The organism is Lactivibrio alcoholicus (assembly GCF_055390895.1).
This window is the reverse complement of sequence record NZ_AP042471.1, coordinates 2370753-2389186: the sequence shown is the minus strand read 5'-3', so window position 1 is coordinate 2389186 and position 18434 is coordinate 2370753. Positions and strand designations below refer to the sequence as shown.

Annotated in this window: 14 protein-coding genes and 1 riboswitch; all 14 genes read right to left on the bottom strand. The window is 62.4% G+C overall.

The genetic code is table 11. The annotated features are described in order from the left end of the window. Entirely contained in the window at positions 1-2265 is a 2265-nt protein-coding gene (feoB, locus tag ACZ5IU_RS10960) for a ferrous iron transport protein B (protein WP_464417213.1), read from the bottom strand. After that, the gene (locus ACZ5IU_RS10955; RefSeq protein ID WP_464417211.1) at positions 2207-2539 is read right to left on the bottom strand and encodes a FeoB small GTPase domain-containing protein; all 333 of its coding nucleotides are present in this window, start codon (positions 2537-2539) and stop codon (positions 2207-2209) included. The genes feoB and ACZ5IU_RS10955 overlap by 59 nt, the downstream gene beginning before the upstream one ends. Continuing rightward, positions 2536-2760, bottom strand: coding sequence for a FeoA family protein (locus ACZ5IU_RS10950; RefSeq protein ID WP_464417209.1), 225 nt, complete (start codon positions 2758-2760; stop codon positions 2536-2538). The genes ACZ5IU_RS10955 and ACZ5IU_RS10950 overlap by 4 nt, the downstream gene beginning before the upstream one ends. Before the next feature lie 157 nt (positions 2761-2917). After that, positions 2918-3106 (bottom strand): hypothetical protein, encoded by a 189-nt coding sequence (locus tag ACZ5IU_RS10945; RefSeq protein WP_464417207.1) that lies wholly within the window; start codon positions 3104-3106, stop codon positions 2918-2920. Between the two features lie 224 nt (positions 3107-3330). Beyond that, the gene (locus ACZ5IU_RS10940) at positions 3331-4599 is read right to left on the bottom strand and encodes a methyl-accepting chemotaxis protein (RefSeq protein WP_464417205.1); all 1269 of its coding nucleotides are present in this window, start codon (positions 4597-4599) and stop codon (positions 3331-3333) included. A 557-nt stretch (positions 4600-5156) separates the two neighbouring features. Beyond that, positions 5157-6296: a YkvI family membrane protein gene (locus tag ACZ5IU_RS10935; protein ID WP_464417203.1), complete on the bottom strand. Its 1140-nt coding sequence runs from the start codon at positions 6294-6296 to the stop codon at positions 5157-5159. Between the two features lie 388 nt (positions 6297-6684). Further along, on the bottom strand, positions 6685-7812 hold the full coding sequence (meaB, locus tag ACZ5IU_RS10930) for a methylmalonyl Co-A mutase-associated GTPase MeaB (RefSeq protein ID WP_464417201.1): 1128 nt from the start codon (positions 7810-7812) through the stop codon (positions 6685-6687). Further along, positions 7812-10016, bottom strand: a complete 2205-nt coding sequence (gene scpA, locus ACZ5IU_RS10925; RefSeq protein ID WP_464417199.1) for a methylmalonyl-CoA mutase — start codon at positions 10014-10016, stop codon at positions 7812-7814. The genes meaB and scpA overlap by 1 nt, the downstream gene beginning before the upstream one ends. After that, positions 10016-12181, bottom strand: a complete 2166-nt coding sequence (locus tag ACZ5IU_RS10920; RefSeq protein ID WP_464417197.1) for a methylmalonyl-CoA mutase family protein — start codon at positions 12179-12181, stop codon at positions 10016-10018. The genes scpA and ACZ5IU_RS10920 overlap by 1 nt, the downstream gene beginning before the upstream one ends. 150 nt (positions 12182-12331) lie before the next feature. Continuing rightward, a riboswitch (cobalamin riboswitch) is annotated at positions 12332-12493 on the bottom strand. 216 nt (positions 12494-12709) lie between these two features. Further along, positions 12710-14086, bottom strand: a complete 1377-nt coding sequence (locus ACZ5IU_RS10915; protein ID WP_464417195.1) for a dihydrolipoyl dehydrogenase family protein — start codon at positions 14084-14086, stop codon at positions 12710-12712. Continuing rightward, positions 14083-15546, bottom strand: coding sequence for an aminomethyl-transferring glycine dehydrogenase subunit GcvPB (gene gcvPB, locus ACZ5IU_RS10910; RefSeq protein ID WP_464417193.1), 1464 nt, complete (start codon positions 15544-15546; stop codon positions 14083-14085). The genes ACZ5IU_RS10915 and gcvPB overlap by 4 nt, the downstream gene beginning before the upstream one ends. Then, positions 15543-16889 (bottom strand): aminomethyl-transferring glycine dehydrogenase subunit GcvPA, encoded by a 1347-nt coding sequence (gcvPA, locus tag ACZ5IU_RS10905; protein WP_464417191.1) that lies wholly within the window; start codon positions 16887-16889, stop codon positions 15543-15545. Before gcvPA ends, gcvPB begins: the two co-directional genes overlap by 4 nt. A gap of 3 nt (positions 16890-16892) precedes the next feature. Next, positions 16893-17291 (bottom strand): glycine cleavage system protein GcvH, encoded by a 399-nt coding sequence (gcvH, locus tag ACZ5IU_RS10900; RefSeq protein WP_464417189.1) that lies wholly within the window; start codon positions 17289-17291, stop codon positions 16893-16895. Between the two features lie 31 nt (positions 17292-17322). Next, positions 17323-18414: a glycine cleavage system aminomethyltransferase GcvT gene (gcvT, locus tag ACZ5IU_RS10895; protein WP_464417187.1), complete on the bottom strand. Its 1092-nt coding sequence runs from the start codon at positions 18412-18414 to the stop codon at positions 17323-17325. Positions 18415-18434: the final 20 nt, after the last annotated feature.

The window sequence follows — 18434 nt, the reverse complement described above, 5'->3', positions numbered from 1 at the left end:
TCACCTCCTCTCAAAAACCACTCCGTCCGCTTCGTCTTCAATATTCGCGGAAGGAATCATCCCGAGCAGCAGCGCGACCGCTCCCAGAAGACCGAAGAACGCCCATGCCGCCGGCAAACCGGTCAGGCCGAGAGCCTTGCCGCCGCTGTAGATCAGCGACGCGCATCCGAGTCCGAGCGCCGTGGGGTACACGAGGGCAAACAGGGACCAGAGCCAGCTTCGCGTTTCGACGCGAACCATCAGCAGCGTCGCGACGCAGGGAGGATAGAACGCCATGAACACCATCAGCGCGAGAGCGTGCAGCGGCGTAAACCCCCGCTCCTGCTCCTTCATCCGCTCTCCGAGCGTCTTTCCCGCGTCGTCCTGCGGCTGATAGAGAACGCCGAGCGTCGCGACGCTGCTCTCCTTGGCCGCGAGGGAACTCAGGAGCGCCACATTGACCTTCCTGTTGAAGCCGGCGAAGCGCGTCGCGGGTTCCAGGAACGCGGCGATCCGGCCGAGGACGCTTCCGTTCAGTCTCTCGGAGGACGCGTCCCGGATAAGGGACAGGCGGCCGTTCCTGAGTTTCTTTGCAGCTTTGTCGAGCTTCCGGAATTCGTCTCCCTTTCCCGCCATCATCGACGCAAGCGTCGCGTCTTCAGCCGAGAAGCGCTTCACGAGCGATTCGGCGTCGGCGCCCGCGAGGCGGGACTGGCGGAACCTGTCTGACATGTCGAGATACCGAAGGAAAGCATCCTCGTCGCGGAGAGTCTTGGCGTACGACGTCCCCTCGATCTCGCGAAGGAATCCCGCGCGAATGTCCGCGGCCTTCCTTTCGTATCCCCGGACGCTTTCCTCCGGCAACCCCGGGTAGTTCGTCAGAAAGAAGACCGCGACGGAGACGAGCATGATGACGCTCAGGATCTTCTTGCAGAAGAGCCACGTCCGCTCGATCGACCTGGACGCGATCCCGTGGACGGTCGGCATATGGTACGGGGGCATCTCCATGACGAACGGCGAGGACGGACGCTGGCGGAGTACGGTCAGGGAGAGAACCTTTGCGACCGCGAGCGCCGCGACGATCGTGATGCTCGAGATGAAGAGCATCATTCCACCCTCGGAACCGACGAAGTAGATGCTGATGAGCAGCGTGTAGAGTGGAATTTTCGCCATACAGTTCATCAGGGGGACGACCAGGATCGTCGCGAAGCGCGCGCGGTCGTCGGCAATCACCCGTGTCGCCATGACTCCGGGCACGGCGCATCCGCCGATGAAAATCCCCCCCAGGATCAACGGAAGCGTCGACTGGCCGTGCAGGCCGAACCGGCGGAAGACGCGATCGAGAATGAATGCCATCCGCGGCATGTACCCCACATCTTCGAGAAACGCGATGCATGCGAAGAGAATCAGGAAAATGGGGATATAGATGAGCACTGAATTGATCGACGTCAGAACGTCGCCGACGAGCGAGCGGAGCATCGGCGACTGCCAGAAACCCGCGACCGGGAGATATCCTTCGACGGACATCTGGAAACGACTGAGCCATGGGACCACATATTCCGTCAGTTTGTAGCCCCATACGATCGACAATTCGTAGAGCGCGTAGATGATTCCGAGTAGCAGGACCGGTCCGAAGAACCGGTTGACGACGACGGAATCGATTCGGTCCGTGAGATCGCGATTCGCGCCGGGAGTGCGCACGACGCTCGCTCGCTCGATCTCTTCCGCCCTGAGATGGCGGACATATCCGATATGACTTGCGGGGTCGTCCTTTTCTTTTTTCTCGAACTCTTTCGCGCGACGTTCGACCTCTTTCAGGAGCGCGACGCCCCTCTCTCCGATCGACGCGACCCGAGTGCACACGCTGTCGTCTTTTTCGAACAGCTTCAGCGCCATCCAGCGCCACGGCAGCGTCTGTTCGTGAAAGATCGTCCCGAGCTCGACTTCCGTCTCGAGGAGGTCCTGTTCGAGTGTTCCGTAGTCCAAGCGGAACTCCCTCGATCCCTTCGGGACCGCCTCGAGGAGCGTCTTGAGTTCCCGGCCGCCCTTCCTGCGGTTTCCGACGGTGGATGCGACGGGAACGCCGAGCTCCCGCGAAAGGACCTTCGCATCGATCGACATTCCGCGTCCCGCCGCGACGTCGGTCATGTTCAGATCGACGATCAGCGGCGCTTCCATCTCGAGGATCTGGAAGGTCAGGCACAGACTTCTCTTGAGATTCGACGCGTCAATGACGTTGAGAACGACATCCGGGGCGTCGTTCAGGATGAAATCGCGCGTTACCATCTCTTCCGACGAATACGACGTCAGACTGTACGCGCCCGGAAGATCGCCAGTCGACGACGCGCTTGGCCTCGTCCCGCTGCGTCAGACTGTACGCGCCCGGAAGATCGACGATTTCGATCGCACCCGCGCCGGAACGAAGGAACCCCCGCTTGATGTCGACCGTAACGCCGGGATAGTTCGCGACATACTGTCTGGCCCCTGTCAGCATATTGAAGATCGTCGACTTGCCGCAGTTCGGCTGCCCCGCGAGAGCGACGACGCGATTCTCTTTCACTGCGATTCCACCTCGATATTCCGGGCCTCGGCGTGACGCAGGCTCACATACTGCCCGTCAAGCAGAAATTCAACCGGATCGACGAGCGGAGCGTTGCGAATAACCTCGACTTCTACCCCACGATGGAACCCCATATCCATAAGCCTCCGCTGCAACACTCCGGCCGCGCGATTCCGGAGGACCCGGCCTCGCGAGCCGGGGTTCATCTCGTCAAGCGTCACTGCAATCACCTCGAAGACAGAGTCGTTTCAGAAAAGGGGCGGGAGGAAGCGCTTCTGAGCCGGAAGGAGGTACTGCAAACCTGCAATTCTTCACACCCATGGCAGAGGCGCGTTTGTTTCGAGCACAGAGACCGGGCGCTCCCCCCCGATATCGGCATCAGTTGTCGGACTTCCCGTCTTTTGCGTTTCCGCCGCGAGAAGGCGTGCCTTTCCGGTGGACCGCGCCGCAGCATCCGCCGCAGGCACTGCAGCTTCCGCACCCTTCTCCCCTGAAGACACCGAGAATCTGTCGGTACACAACCCACGAAGCAATCCCGAGAACCGCCAGGACAAAGATCCATTGCATCGCGAAATCACCCTCCTCTACTGCGCAAGACATTGTTTTATTACTCAAACTCGCTCGGGGCGAAAAAGAAAAGGGGCATCCCCCTTTCCATGAAAACGCACGATTTCTTTCTCTCAATCGTCCGAGCCGCTCGAATGTTTTATGAATCAAACTTACGTCACGGTGTGAGTATACCTCTTTTCCGTTGCCTGTCAATACGAAAAAGAGGTATACAGGAATCTTTTCTAGGTGGGCATGAGGCGGTCCGATTCTCCGGCGGTCGTCCGGAAACGGGCGAGAACCTCGAGGAGTCCGCGCGCGTCGCGCTGCATCGCGCGAGATTCGTCGTCGGTCGTCCGGGACGCGACGGTCGCTTCCGATGCGGCGCCCCGTATCGTTTCGACGGAGTGAACCTCCTCTTCGAGCGCCCTCGTGACGCTGTCGAGGCCCTCGGTCGCCTGCTCGCTCGCCGCAGCCTGTTCTTCGGCCGACGCGGCGATGTTGTGGATCTCGTCGCTGATCCGGGTGATCTCCTGCAACGCGGCATCGAGCTGCCTGCCGGCATCTCCGGCCTTCCGTATCGTCCCGTCGACGATCGCATCCACTTCGTGCATCGAGGCGAGTGCCGTGTTCGCGCTGTTCTTGAGTTCCCCCACGATCCTGTCGACCTGTCCCGCGGCGCGGTCCGATTCCTCCGCGAGCTTGCGAACCTCGTCCGCCACGATCTTGTGGACTCCGGCACCGCTCTGCTGCAGGGCGGCCGCATTATTCGCCGCAAGATCCGCGAGCCGTCCGACCTGCCGCTCGATCCGCTCCATCGCGGCCGTCGTCCTGCCGGAGAGTTCCGAAAGACCCCTCGCCTTTTCTTCGGTCTCAACCGCGCTCGCCCGCGCGCTTTCGATCGTGGAACGCTGCGTCTCGACCATCTTCGCGAGTGCGGCGGCGAGGATCTCGATCTCATCCCCGCTCCCCGTCGAAATGCCACCTCCCGAAACGGAAAGGTCGCCGTCTTCGACATGCCGGATCACTTCGACCAGGAGTTTCAGCGGCCGGGAGATCTTTCGCGCGAACAGGAACGTTACGACGAGAAAGAATCCGACCGAAATTCCCATGACGATCGAAAGAAAGATCACGAAGGTCTTCGTCGCGTCGAAGACGCCGACGAGACTCTTTCCCGCGAAACAGGCGCCGATGACTTCGCCGGACGGAGAAAGCATCGGCCTGTAGGATGTCAGGAACGGGACGCCGAGGATACCTGTCCGTCCCCTGAATTCTTCCTTTCGCTTCAGGACCGCGTCCGCGACAGGCGCTGCGAGTCTGGTCCCCGTCGCGCGTTTTCCGTCCGCGACGATCGTCGTTGAATAGCGCACGTCGCCTCCGAAAAGGGTGACATCCGTCCCGAACAGGCGTTTCACTCCATCGACGAGTTCGTTTTTCGACAGGTCGTACCCCGCAACGATCGTGCCGAGGATTTTTCCGTCCGAATCCCGTATCGGAACGGCCGCGCAGGCCATCAGCAAAATGACCGCCCGGGCTCGATCGCGGAAACCGTCTTTCCTGCGACAGCTTCCGAAACGGTGTACAGGTTCGCGACGGAATCTCCCCGTTTGTCGCTGTAGGAGCGTTTCACGACGACACCGGCCGCGTCGGTCACGGTAAGGAAATCGACCTTTCGTCCGGCTCCGTTGTCGCGCCCCGCAATCGCCGCGAGCTCCCTTCCGATCGCCTCCGGATCGCCCGAACGGACGACTTCCCGCAGGGCCGGCGTGTTCGCGAGAAGCGACGAATCGAAAGCGCAGCGGGGCAGATCACCGACAGGAGAATCATGACTGCCATCATGAGAATCAACTTGACCGCTATGGGTCGCCTGACTCGTGCCGCCATCCCTCTCACCCTCCCGGCAGATCGTCTCCGGGGACCATTATAGGATTGCATTCATAAAGTGCCTATTGCAAATTAGTATGTAAATAAAACTGTTCTTTCTTTTTATCCTCCCGGCTGAATCTGAAAGACGCAAAAGCGGAGCCTCCCCGATTCGGAAGGCCCCGCCCCCGGTTCGATCGCCGGTGTCTCAGGCGGCCGTATGTCGTCTGATCTTCCAGATACCGATCGTGAACAGCGCGACTCCCTGAAGGATGAAGAAGAACCAGCTGATCGTTCCGTAGCCCTTCGCGATCAGGCCGATGAGCCCGAAGTTGGAGATCCCGAGTCCCATGATCGCGAGCCCCGCGCCGACGAGCCCCCGGGTCATGTTGCTGATGCCGTAGCCGCGCTTCGCGGTCACTGCCGAGTTGATCCGTTCGTTGATCGAGTGGAAGAATCCGACTCCGGTCTCGATCATCGTTCCGAAGAGCACAACGAGCCAGACGGGCAGCAGGAATCTGCCGCCGAGCTTCGCGATGATGCCGTTCGCAGGGATTTCCATGCTCAGGACATCGGGATAGAAGCCGACGGTGACGATGTAGAAGAGAATCGCAGGAGCGATGCATATCAGGGCGGCCACGATTCCGGAGATGATCGCCTCCCGCCGCGTCTCGAGGTAATTCAGCGAGAAGAGCACCGTCGATACGACTGCGACGTTGTAGAAGGCGTACTGGAAGCCTCCCATGGCCCATCCGGCCTTGACGGTTCCGGCCGAGAAGTTCGCGGAAATCGCGCCGCCGAACTGCGTGATGCCGAGATAGAGAAAGTAGATGTAGACGGCGTACAGAACGTATGACCACCAGGAAAGGGCGACCTCGATCATCTTGCTGCCGCTGTACGTGAGCCAGGCGACGAAGACGAGGAATATTCCGGAGCCCACGATCGGCGGAATGCCGAGCGTGTCCCGAAGAATGCTGCCCGATGCCGCGCCGACGACCCCCATGATGAGAAAGAGAAGAACGATGAAGCAGATTTCGTAGACGACCCACCCCTTGCCGATGAGCTTCTCGAAGAACGTCCGATAGTCATAGGCCTTGAACACCCGGGCGAACTCGAAGCTGAGCGCAAAGAGCGCCGCCCAGAGAACGGTCGTGAGCCCCATGCCCATGAGACCGCCCGTCGGTCCGTACTGAACGAAATACTCCACAAGCTCCCGGCCCGTTCCGTAACCGCCCGCGATCAGAACCGACTGGGCGATGAAGCCGGGAAGAAGATATTTTTTGTACCAGTCGCAGTCCATAAAGAATGTCAGGATACTCGATCCTTTTTCACGCTTTTCTTCAGCCATGATTCAACCCTCCGTCTCTCTCCCGAAATATGGGCTCCGGTCCGCTATTTCCCTCTTTGGCGCGCGTTTTTCTTCCGGCTGAATATCGACGCCCCCTTCGATACAAAAGAGCCCCGCCGATGACTCCCGGCGGGGCTCTTCCTTCGCATCCATACGACTCTCAGTCGTCGGATTCGGAAGAGGATCCGCCGCGAAAGCCGAAATAGACGAACCAAAGTCCTGTGTCGGAAAGCGAAACCACACTCGATCGCTTCACGAATCCCCGCCCCCTTCCTGACAAAAAAGAGTTTCAAACCGCGAATTGCCGGATATCGTAGGTCCTCCGGTTTCCATTGTCAAGCACAACAATACCGTAGTATCTGTTCTGCATGATAAAGCACGGATACGGTCAGAATTCTTTCAGCGACATCGCTTCGTCGACCGTATCGATCAGTATCTTCGCCGCCTGCGTCGGAGAAATGTCTTCCGCCATGACGCGTCGTTCGATCTCTTTCCGTCGGGCGACAACCATCGGATTCCGAGCCATCCGGTTCCGGATATGCTCGTCGACCATGCCGTCGACCCACGCGAGGGCCTGAAGCCGTCGCCGCTTCTCGAAAACCCCTGACATCTTCATGCGATCCCGGAACTCGAGAACGACCCTCCAGATGTTCTCTATTCCTTCGCCGGTGACGGACGAACATGCGTACGCGTGCGTCGCCCATCCGTCGGTCGCCGGCCGCAGGTAGTGCAGGATCTGGTTGTAGTCGGCGCGGGCGACCATCGCCCTTTCCCTGTTATCCCCGTCCGCTTTGTTGACGAGGATCGCGTCGGCAAGTTCGATGACCCCCTTCTTGATTCCCTGAAGATCGTCACCCGCCCCCGTCAGAACGATCACGAGAAAGAAATCGACCATCGAACGGACGGTCGTCTCCCCCTGCCCGACACCGACCGTTTCCACGAGGACGACGTCGTACCCCGCGGCTTCGCAGAGGAGCAGCGTCTCCCGGCTCTTCCGCGTGACGCCGCCGAGCGTTCCCCCGGAAGGGGACGGACGGATAAAAGCGTTCGCCTCCCGCGCGAGCTTTTCCATGCGCGTCTTGTCGCCGAGGATGCTTCCGCGCGACACGCTGCTGCTCGGATCCACCGCGAGGACGGCGACCCGATGTCCCCGCCCGCACAGAAGACATCCGAGCGCCTCGATGAACGTGCTCTTCCCCGCGCCGGGAACGCCCGTGATTCCGACGCGAAGCGCCCTTCCCGAATGCGGGAGGATCCTTCCGACGATCTCCTGCCCCGTCCCGAAATGCTTCGGCGCGTTGCTTTCGATCATCGTGATCGCGCGCGAGAGGATCATCCGGTCACCGCGCAGGACCCCATCGACATAGTCGTCGACGGAGAGCGCTTTCGGTCCTGACGCCGAAACGCGTCCCGGTCCGGCTCCGTCTTTCGCGTCGCTCACGCCGGTCATCACGCGGCAGGCGAACCGGGAGTCGGCATCTTCCGGCGTCCACTCGGGTCTGTACGTTTCCGCCATCAGAATTCTCTCTTCCCCGTCGCGGCGAGACGCCTGTTGAGGATCTCGAGCATCTCCTTCGCGGCGGCCGGGATCACCGTTCCGGGCCCGAAGATCGCCGCGGCCCCGTGGGAGCGAAGGAATTCGTAGTCCTGCGCGGGGATGACGCCTCCGACGATGACCATGATGTCCTCGCGGCCGCGCAGGCGAAGCTCCTCCATGAGCTGCGGCAGGAGCGTCTTGTGTCCCGCCGCGAGCGAACTCATGCCAACGATGTGGACGTCGTTGTCCGCGGCGTCCTGCGCCGTTTCCGCGGGCGTCTGGAAGAGGGGGCCGACGTCCACGTCGAACCCCATGTCCGCGTACGCGGTCGCGACGACCTTCGCCCCGCGGTCGTGCCCGTCCTGGCCCATCTTCGCGACCATGATGCGCGGGCGGCGCCCCTCGCGCTCCTCGAATTCGTCGGTCATCCGCCGGACCTCTTCGATGATCTCGTCGTCGGCGAACTCGCTGCTGTAGATACCCGATATCGACCGTATGATCGCCTTGTGGCGTCCGCAGACCTTTTCGACCGCGTCCGATATCTCGCCGAGGCTCGCACGGGCCCGGGCCGCCTCCACGGCGAGTTCCAGAAGATTGTCCTCGCCCGTCTCCATCGAATGCGCGATCGCGTCGAGGCACGAGCGAACCCTGTCGCCGTCGCGATTCGCGCGCAGCTTCGCGAGCCGTTCGATCTGCGCCTGCCGGACGGCCGTGTTGTCGACTTCCAGGATGTCGATCGGATCCTCCCGCTCCAGGCGCCAGGCGTTGACGCCGACGATCTTCTCCCGTCCGGAGTCGATGTGCGCCTGCCGCCGCGCCGAGGCCTCCTCGATCCGCATCTTCGGCAGCCCGGTGTCGATCGCCTTGGACATTCCGCCGAGTTCCTCGACCTCCCGGATGTGCGCCCACGCACGCCGGATGAGTTCGTCCGTGAGGGATTCGACGTAGTACGACCCTCCCCAGGGATCGATGACCTTGCAGACGCTCGTTTCGTCCTGGATGTAGAGCTGCGTGTTCCGCGCGATGCGCGCCGAAAAGTCCGTGGGAAGCGCGATCGCCTCGTCGAGCGCGTTCGTGTGAAGCGACTGCGTGTGACCGAGTGCGGCGGCCATCGCTTCGATGCACGTCCGCGTGACGTTGTTGAACGGGTCCTGCGCGGTCAGGCTCCAGCCCGAGGTCTGGCAGTGCGTGCGAAGCGCCATCGACTTCGCCTTCTTCGGCTCGAACTGTTTGACGATCTTCGCCCAGAGCATCCGTGCGGCGCGCATCTTGGCGACTTCCATGAAATAGTTCTTGCCGATCGCCCAGAAGAACGACAGGCGCGGCGCGAAGTCGTCGACGCCAAGGCCGGCGTTCCGGCCGGTTCGGATGTATTCGAGCCCGTCGGCGAGCGTGTAGCCGAGTTCGATATCCGCGGTCGCCCCGGCCTCCTGCATGTGATAGCCCGAGATGCTGATGCTGTTGAACTTCGGCATGTGCTTCGACGTGTAGGCGAAGATGTCGCCGATGATCCGCATCGACGCGGCGGGCGGATAGATGTAGGTGTTGCGCACCATGAACTCCTTGAGGATATCGTTCTGGATCGTGCCGGTCAGGACGGATTTGTCGACGCCCTGCTCCTCGGCCGCGAGGATGTAGAAGGCCATGATCGGCAGGACCGCGCCGTTCATCGTCATCGAGACGGACATCTGCCCGAGCGGGATGCCCGAAAACAGGATCTCCATGTCGAGGATCGAATCCACGGCGACGCCCGCCTTGCCGACGTCCCCGACGACTCTCGGGTGGTCGGAATCGTACCCCCGGTGCGTCGCGAGGTCGAACGCGATCGAGAGGCCCTTCTGCCCGGCGGCGAGGTTCCGGCGATAGAACGCATTGCTCTCTTCGGCGGTCGAAAAGCCCGCATACTGGCGGACGGTCCACGGACGCGTGACGTACATCGTCGGGTAGGGGCCGCGCAGGAACGGCGGCACTCCGGCCATGAACCCGAGATGCGTCGCGCGCGCATAGTCCCCCTCCGTGTAAAGCGGGGCGACGTCGATCTGCTCCATCGTCCGGGAGTGGAGCGAGTCGAACGGCCGACCGGTCGAACGTTCGACCGATTCCTTCCACGAGGCGTCCCCGCGGGACGATTCCGGCGCGGACGAGCGGAAGGGAATCTTCGTAAAATCCGGTTTTGCGCGCATCACGCCATCCCCCTCATCGTCTGGATATCGCGGAGAATCCGCAGGCAATCGGCCCGGACGTGGATGAAATCGTCCACGCCCGCCTCGGTATAGGCGTCCCTGCATTCGGGCGCGGGGGCCCCCGCGAGAAGGATCCGCACGCCCGGACGCTCCGCGCGGATCGCGCGCGCGAGCGGCGGGACGAGTTCCGGGTACGTGTCGTCCGTCGAACAGATCACGACGACATCCACCCCGGAGTCGCAGGCCGCTCGCGCGGCCTCGTTCACGGTCGCGAACCCGTCGTTTTTGAGCACGCGGAAGCCCGCGACTTCCATGAAGCCCGTGCTGAAATCCGCCCGGGCCTTGTGCTGCGCGACGGGCCCCATGTTCGCTAGAAAGACCGAGACGTTCTCGCCCGTTCGCGCGACGAACTCCTCCGTCGCGCGGCGCAGCGCCTCGAACCGCTCGGTCCACCGGTGCGGCCGGATCGGCGTCACGCGCTCGTCGCCGTCGAAGCCGTCGTCGAGCACCCGGCGCACGTCGCCAAGAGTCGCACCCGCGAGGAACGCGTCGACCAGGACGTTCAGAAACGCTCCCTCCGCCCCTCCGATCGAATCGGGGATCCGCTCGAGCTGTTCGCGCCGGAACGCGTCGTCGACCGTTTCGCGATACTCCGCGACCGCAAGCCGCCGGATCTCGCGCATCGCGTTTTCGTCCCGGTTGGGTACGGCGAGGGGCTGTTCGGTCGTGTTGGCGTACATGTTGCTTCCGACGGCCCGGTCGGAACGCGTCGACAGGTTCTTGAAGCGCGCCTGCAGCACGGCCTCTATTTCGGCCTGAACCGCGCCGCTCCGGAGGGATTCCTGCATACCGCCGGCCTGCTCGATCTTCTGGAACTGCGCCCACGCAAGTTCCGCAACGCTTTCGGTCAGCGACTCGATATACCAGGACCCTCCGGCCGGGTCGACCGGCTGCAGCAGTTCGAACTCGTTGCGAAGCAGAATCTGGATGTTGCGCGAAATCCGCCGCGACTGTTCGTCGCCGGAACGCACCGCGTCGTCGAAGCCCCGGACATTCATGCCGCCGACGCCGCCGACCACGCCGGAAAAGGCCTCCGTCGCATTCCGCAGGATATTGACGTAGGGGTCGTACACGGTTTTCGTGAAAGCGGACGTCGTCGCGAAAATGTCGATCTTTCGGGCGCCCTCTCCGCAGCCGAACGCCTCCGCGATTTGCGACCACACCATCCGGACGGCCCGGAGCTTTGCGATTTCCATGAAGAAGTTCGCGCCGAGCGAAAAAGAAAACCGCATCTGCGAGGCGACCGAATCGGCGTCGATTCCGCGAAGACGCATAGCGTCGAGATACGAAACGGCGGTCGCCATCGCACAGGCGATTTCCTGCGCGGCGTTCGCCCCGCCGTCGTGATACACGTCTCCCCGGACGAAAATCGTCCGCATCCGGGGCATGTTCGTCCGCGTCCACTGGATCGTCAGCGCCATCTCGTCGTAGAGCTGGCCGAGCGGACAGTCGAGCATTCCTTCGCGCGCGAGAACGCCGAGCGGATCGGCCCCGACGCATCCGCCGAACTCCGCGACAGACCGGAGGGCGCCCTGCGCCCGGGTCCGTGCGACGAGGAGAGCGAGCAGCGGCGCGGCCGACGCTCCCGCGAAGATATGGAGCGGCGTGCTCGCGAGGTCGATGTCCCGGAACGTCTCGTCGATATCCCGAAGCGTCGCGAGCGACAACCCCCGGGACGATTCCGCGCCCGGTTCCGCCTCGTCCCTGCACCGGAGCGTCGCGCCGTCGAGCGCGACATGGATCGCGTCGCTTCCCCTCGCGAGTTCCTGCCGGAGCTGCTCGTTCGCCTGCCAGGGCAGAGCGGCGTCGCACGCCTGCGCGACGGCCCACGGAGCCGCCAAGTATCCGGCGGGCTCCGTCCCCCGGAGGAAATCGGGAGAACCGGGATGCGTCCGCGGGTGCGTCAGATCCTTCGTATGTTCCGCCGTGTACAGCGGTTCGAGCGTGATTCCTTCGTATGTCTTCGTCAGCAGCCGTTTTTCGAACGGCGCCCCCTTGAGCGCGTCCTCCGCCTCCCGTCGCCACTCGACGTACGACGTCGGTGCGAATTCCGCGAATGAAACGGAGTCGTATTCTCGCGCCGGTGTTTCCATCCCTGTCTCCATGCGATATTTCCCCTCCCTCGTCGAATTCCTCCCCGTGCGGGGACAAAAAAAACCGCCGCGGGTCGCGCGGCGGCACACACACCGAAATCCACAAATGGGGAGACATACTTCCACACCATCCGGGGACAGCGTCCGCCCGCGCAGACCTGACCTGAACACCGTCCGCGGACCGGTCTCCTGACTTCCGTTCATCCTACTTCCGCGTCTTCCCGACATCTTCCTCGGTGACCCTGCGGTTTCGTCCCGGTTACAGTGGCGGGGCCGTTCCGGATTCACACCGGATTCCCGAACATCTGCGGACTGCTGTTTCTCGTGTCCGTATCCTACCCTTCCGGTTCGGGAAACGTCAAGCGCGGGAAACGGGACGCATACCCTGGTTCAGGACAGCTGCAGATACGCCGTAATGCGATAAAAAAACCGCCGCCAGGGCGAAATTCACTCGCACCGGGCGGCGGTGACAGTGTCCGACTCAGTCGCTTGGGGGGCAGACGCGAATCGTCACTGCAAGCTTGGCGCACAATCGCGCCGTCATCGCGATTTTTCGAGTTCTTCGAGCGTCCTGAAGAGCGCATCCTTGAAGCATTCGCTCAATGTCGGGTGCGGATGCACCGTGTAGGCCACATCCCGGACCGACATTCCGTATCGTACCGCCAGAGCCGCTTCCGAAATCATCGAAGCCGCCTCGGGCCCCATCATGTGGACGCCGAGCAGCTTTCCGTCGCGAGCGGCGACGACCTTCACGAACCCGTCCGTCTTGCCCATGGCGAGAGCCATTCCGTTCCCGAGGAAGTACGATCGGGCGGAGACAAACTGGAGATTCTGCGACGCGGCCTGTTCCTCCGAAAGGCCGACGGCCGCGATTTCCGGATCCGAGAAGACGCACCACGGAACCGAGTCGGGTGGGATCGAAACGCTGCGTCCCTGCATCGCCTCCACTGCCGCAAGCGCGTGATACTCCGCGAGATGAGCGAGCATCATGCCTCCGGTCACGTCCCCGATCGCCCAGACGCCTTCGATGTTCGTCCGCATGGATGCGTCCACGGCGATGCCCTTTCGCGGGTCGAACCGGACCCCGGTGTTTTCGAGTCCGTAGCCGTCGAGAATCGGGACCATGCTCGACGCGAGAATGACGCGGTCGCAGACCGCTTCTTCGCGGCCGTTCTTCGTCGAGCCCGAGATCCGCAGCAACGGCCCTTCCGCCGTGATCGTCTCCGGGTGGAAGAAGTCGACCATCCGGATCTTGCGTTTTTTGAACCCCTGAACGAGCTTTTTCTTGATATCGCCGTCCGCCCGTCGCAGGACCTCGTCGGAGTGCTTGAAGATCGTGACGTCTTTGCCGAGAGCCTTGAGCATCGCCGCGAGTTCCACCGCAATGACGCCCGCACCGACGACGCCCACCGACGAAACGGTCTCGTGATCCGGCGACTTCCAGAGATCCGGGCAGGCGACGGCCCGGTCGCCCGTGATGACGCCCGGGAGGTCGGCGCCGTCGAAATCCATGGGCATCGAACGCGAGCCCGTGGCGATGATCAGGTTTTTTCCGCTGAGCGCAACGGGATCTCCGGCGCCGCGGACCTCGACGCTCTTGACGTCTCCCGCGCAGGTGATGGTCCCCGTTCCCCGTACGACATCCACACCCGTCATGCGCATGAGCGTCACGATGCCCTCCCGGAGCTTGGAGACGACCGTTTCCTTGTCCTCCCAGAGCGACGCAGAGGAGCCGTGTCCGCCGACGAGCCGGGCGTAGTACGCCTTGGTCGGGATACACCCGCGGTTGAGGCACATTCCACCGAGTGCGTCCTTCTCGACCAGGGCGACCTTCATCCCGGCCTTTGCCGCGAGCTCCGCCGCCCTGTACCCTCCCGGCCCGCCACCGAGTATGATGACGTCGTACACGCGCCTCACGCGCCCTTCATCCAGCGAAGCACGGGCTTTCGGGCGGCCGCCGTCTCGTCGAGGCGGGAAACGATCGTCGTGTGCGGCGCGTTTTTGACTTTTTCCGGATCGGTTTCCGCGTCGTGTGCGATCGCGACCATCGCGTCCGCGAATTCGTCGAGCGTCTCCTTCCCCTCCGTTTCCGTCGGTTCGATCATGATGGCCTCTTCGACGAGATGCGGGAAGTAGATCGTTGCAGGATGGAATCCATAGTCCATGAGGGCCTTCGCCATGTCGAGCGTGGACACGCCGTTCGCGTCGTGCTGCTTCTTGCCCGAAAGGACGAATTCGTGTTTGCACGTGCGGTCGAACCGGAGAAGGTATTCCGATTTGAGCCGATGCATCAGGTAATTCGCGTTGAGGACGGCGTTTTCGGATACGTCCCGGAGTCCGGCCGCGCCCATCGTCCGGATATAGGCGTATGCCCGGACGAGGACGCCGAAGTTTCCGTAGAACGAACGCACCTTTCCGATGGTGTGCGGCCGGTCGAAATCGAACGCGTACGCGTCTCCCCTCTTCGCGATGACCGGGACGGGGAGGAAGGGGACGAGTTTCTCGCAGACGCCGACGGGACCCGCGCCCGGGCCGCCGCCGCCGTGCGGCGTGCTGAACGATTTGTGGAGGTTCAGGTGGATGACGTCGAATCCCATGTCCCCGGGACGAACCTGCCCCAGAATGGCGTTGAAGTTCGCTCCGTCGTAGTACAGCAGTCCGCCGCGCTCGTGGACGATCCGTCCGATTTCGAGGATGTCTTCCTCGAACAGGCCGAGCGTGTTCGGATTCGTGAGCATGATCCCCGCCACTTCGTCCGTCATGGCGGCACGGAGCGAGTCGAGATCGACATTTCCCCGCTCGTTCGACTTCACCTCGATAACGTCGAAGCCGGCGGTCGCCGAGGAGGCCGGGTTCGTTCCGTGCGCCGTGTCCGGAACGATCATCTTCGTGCGCTTCGCGTCGCCCCGGCTGCGATGGTAGGCGCGGATGATCATGATACCGGTCAGTTCTCCGTGCGCCCCGGCCGCGGGCTGGAGCGACACGCCCGCCATCCCGGTGATCTCGGCGAGCATCGCCGAGAGTTCGTACATCAATCGCAGTGCGCCCTGCGACCGCTCAGCCCCCTGGAGCGGGTGCGCGGCCGCAAAGCCCGGAAGCCGCGCCATGTCCTCGTTGATCTTCGGATTGTATTTCATCGTACAGGAGCCGAGCGGATAGAACCCCTCGTCCACCGCGAAGTTGAGCTGCGAGAGCCGGGTATAGTGACGGACCACGTCGACTTCGCTGACCTCGGGCAGTTCCGCCGCAGTCTTTCGGAGAGAGCCCGGCGGCAGGAGCCTCGCCGCATCCTGCGTCGGAACGTCGAGTTCCGGCAGGGAATACCCCTGTCTTCCGGGAACGCAGCGTTCGAAAATCGTCGGTTCAAGCCGTTTCATGCCTTATTCCCCCTTCCCGCGCAGACCGAGAACCGGTCGATTTCGTCTTTCGTCCGCTTCTCGGTGACCGCGACGAGATATCCGCCCGGGAGCTCCGGATAATCGCGGGAAAGACCGTACCCGCCGATGAATCCGGCTTCCGCGAGCCGTTCGTTGAGAATCTCCGCGGGGGCTTCCGTCCGGAGCGCGAATTCATTGAAGAACGGCGCGTCGAAAAGCGGCTCGAAGCCGTTTTTCAGAAGGGTTTCCCGCGCGTAGTGCGCCTTCTGGAGGCACTGCGTCGCGACCTCCCGAAGTCCATTTTTGCCGAGAAGGCTCATGTAGACGGTCGCCATGAGGATACACAGGTTCTGGTTCGAACAGATGTTCGACGTCGCCTTCTCCCGCCGGATATGCTGCTCGCGCGCCTGGAGGGTGAGGACGTAGCCGGTCTTCCCGTTGCGATCGGTCGTCTCTCCGATCACTCGTCCCGGGAGTTTCCGCATGTGTTTCTCCGTCACCGCAAAGAATCCGAAACCCGGTCCGCCGAAGTTCATTCCGTTTCCGAGCGGCTGCCCCTCGCCCACGACGATGTCCGCCCCGAACGACGCCGGTGGTTCGAGCAACGCCAGGGAAACGGGGTTCGTCGCCACGACGAACAGCGCCTTCGCGCTGCGCGCGATATCGCCCATGGCCGCGAGATCTTCGAGCGATCCGAAGAAATTGGGATTCTGGACGAGGACCGCCGCCGTATCCGGACCGATCAGGGATTTCAGCTGGTCCGCATCGGATACGCCGTTCCTGTGTCCGAATTCGCGCAAGCGTACGTTCTGGCACGGAAGGTAGGTCGCAAGTACGTTGCGCGTATCGGGGCAGACGGCGCGCGATACGAGTATCTCATGCCGCTTCGTCGAGGCGGCCGCAAGCAGCGCCGCCTCGGCCGCCGCCGTCGCGCCGTCGTACATCGACGCGTTCGCGACGTCCATGCCCGTGAGGGCGCAGATCATCGTCTGAAACTCGAAGATCACGCGCAGCGTTCCCTGGCTCAGTTCTGACTGGTACGGCGTGTAGCTCGTGTAGAACTCCTGCCGGAGCACGATATGGTTGACCACGGAAGGGATGAAGTGATCGTAGGTCCCCGCTCCGAGAAAACAGACGGAAGATTCCGCGTTCGCGTTGTCCGCCGCCATTCCCTCCATGAGACGCGACAATTCCATTTCGGAAAGGGCGGGAGGCAGGCTGATGCCTTCTTTCAATCGGAGCTTCTCCGGGATATCGGCGAAGAGGTCGCCGGTGGAACGGACGCCGATGACCTTCAGCATTTCGCTCCGTTGTTCAGGAGTATTGGGGATGTATCGCTGCATACGTCAACCCTCCTTCTTTTCGAGCTCTTCCACCAGTTTTTCGTAGGCTGCGGCATCCATCAGGCTGTCGGCTTCGGAGAGATCGGAGCACTCGATTTCCGCGATCCAGCTTCCGTACGCATCCTTGTTGAGGTTTTCGGGAGCGCCGTCGAGACCCTCGTTGACGTTCGCAACCTTCCCGGAAAGCGGCGCGTACACGTCGTTGGCTCCCTTGACCGACTCAACGACACAGAAATCGTCGCCCTTGGCGAACGACGCGCCGACCTCAGGGAGTTCGACGTACACCACGTCGCCCATCGCGTGCTGCGCGAAATCGGTCACGCCGATTTTCGCCATATTGCCCTCGATCATGACCCACTCGTGCGTCTCCGTATACTTCCTGTCCTTGAGTATCTGCGACATTGTCCCATTCCTCCCCTGTGAGTTGTGACGTCTACTTTTTGTAGCCCTTCCGGACGAACGGCTTCTTCACGCGTCGTGCGAGGCGTTCCTTCCCGTGAATCACCACGTGAAGAGCCTCCTCTTTCGCGACCGTCGCGTCCACGAGAGCCAGCGCGATGCTCGCGTCGAGGGACGGCGAATATCCTCCGGTCGTCACGGTCCCGACGGCGCGTCCGTTCCGACGGACCTCGTACCCGGAACGGGGAATGCCCTTCTCTTCCATGCGGAGGGCGATGATCTTCCGCGGGATGCCGGTTTCTCTCATCTTCGCGAGAGCGTCTCTGCCGATGAACGGTTTTTCCGTATGGACGAAGAAACCGAGGTCCGCCTCGAGCGGCGAGATGTGAACCGACAGTTCGTGTCCGTACAGGGGCAGGCACGCCTCGAACCGCAGGCTGTCGCGGGCGCCGAGTCCGATCGGGCGAACGCCCTCCGCCTTTCCGGCTTCGAGAATCGCGTCCCAGAGCTTCGGCCCCTGATCCCACGGGACGAAGATCTCGAATCCGTCTTCGCCGGTGTATCCGGTGCGGGAGACGATCGCGACGAGCCCCGATATCTCGACTCCGTCCGCGAAATGGAAAAACGGAATCGAGGACAGATCGTGCTTCGTCAGACGCTGGAGTATCGCTTCCGCCTTCGGTCCCTGAAGCGCGAGTTCCGCGAATTCGGCGGACGCGTCGGTGACCGTCACGTTCCCGGCCGCGTGTCCCGCGAGCCATTCGTAGTCCTTCTGCGCGTTGGACGCGTTCACGACGAGGAAGTACCGTTTCGGGCCGTACCGGTAGACCAGAAGGTCGTCAACCACGCCGCCGTTCGGGTAGCACATCTGGGCGTAGATGACCTGTCCGTCGTGCATCGACCTGACGTCGTTCGTGACGATGCCGTCGACCCAGTCTTCCGCGTCCGCGCCGACCACCCAGATCTCTCCCATGTGGGAGACGTCGAAGAGTCCCGCTGCTTTCCGCACCAGACGGTGTTCCTCGACGATGCCCGTCGGGTACTGCACGGGAAGTTCCCATCCGCCGAAATCGACCATCTTGCCGCCTGACGCCAGGTGCTGTTCGTAAAACGGTGTTCTCCTCATGTCGATCCCTCCTTGTGACG

Excerpts from the sequence above, each read along its gene's own strand:
- feoB (WP_464417213.1), bottom strand. The coding sequence starts at position 2,265 with ATGGTAACGCGCGATTTCATCCTGAACGACGCCCCGGATGTCGTTCTC.
- ACZ5IU_RS10945 (WP_464417207.1), bottom strand. The coding sequence starts at position 3,106 with ATGCAATGGATCTTTGTCCTGGCGGTTCTCGGGATTGCTTCGTGGGTT.
- ACZ5IU_RS10940 (WP_464417205.1), bottom strand. The coding sequence starts at position 4,599 with ATGGCCTGCGCGGCCGTTCCGATACGGGATTCGGACGGAAAAATCCTC.
- ACZ5IU_RS10935 (WP_464417203.1), bottom strand. The coding sequence starts at position 6,296 with ATGGCTGAAGAAAAGCGTGAAAAAGGATCGAGTATCCTGACATTCTTT.
- meaB (WP_464417201.1), bottom strand. The coding sequence starts at position 7,812 with ATGGCGGAAACGTACAGACCCGAGTGGACGCCGGAAGATGCCGACTCC.
- scpA (WP_464417199.1), bottom strand. The coding sequence starts at position 10,016 with ATGCGCGCAAAACCGGATTTTACGAAGATTCCCTTCCGCTCGTCCGCG.
- ACZ5IU_RS10920 (WP_464417197.1), bottom strand. The coding sequence starts at position 12,181 with ATGGAGACAGGGATGGAAACACCGGCGCGAGAATACGACTCCGTTTCA.
- gcvPB (WP_464417193.1), bottom strand. The coding sequence starts at position 15,546 with ATGAAACGGCTTGAACCGACGATTTTCGAACGCTGCGTTCCCGGAAGA.
- gcvPA (WP_464417191.1), bottom strand. The coding sequence starts at position 16,889 with ATGCAGCGATACATCCCCAATACTCCTGAACAACGGAGCGAAATGCTG.
- gcvH (WP_464417189.1), bottom strand. The coding sequence starts at position 17,291 with ATGTCGCAGATACTCAAGGACAGGAAGTATACGGAGACGCACGAGTGG.
- gcvT (WP_464417187.1), bottom strand. The coding sequence starts at position 18,414 with ATGAGGAGAACACCGTTTTACGAACAGCACCTGGCGTCAGGCGGCAAG.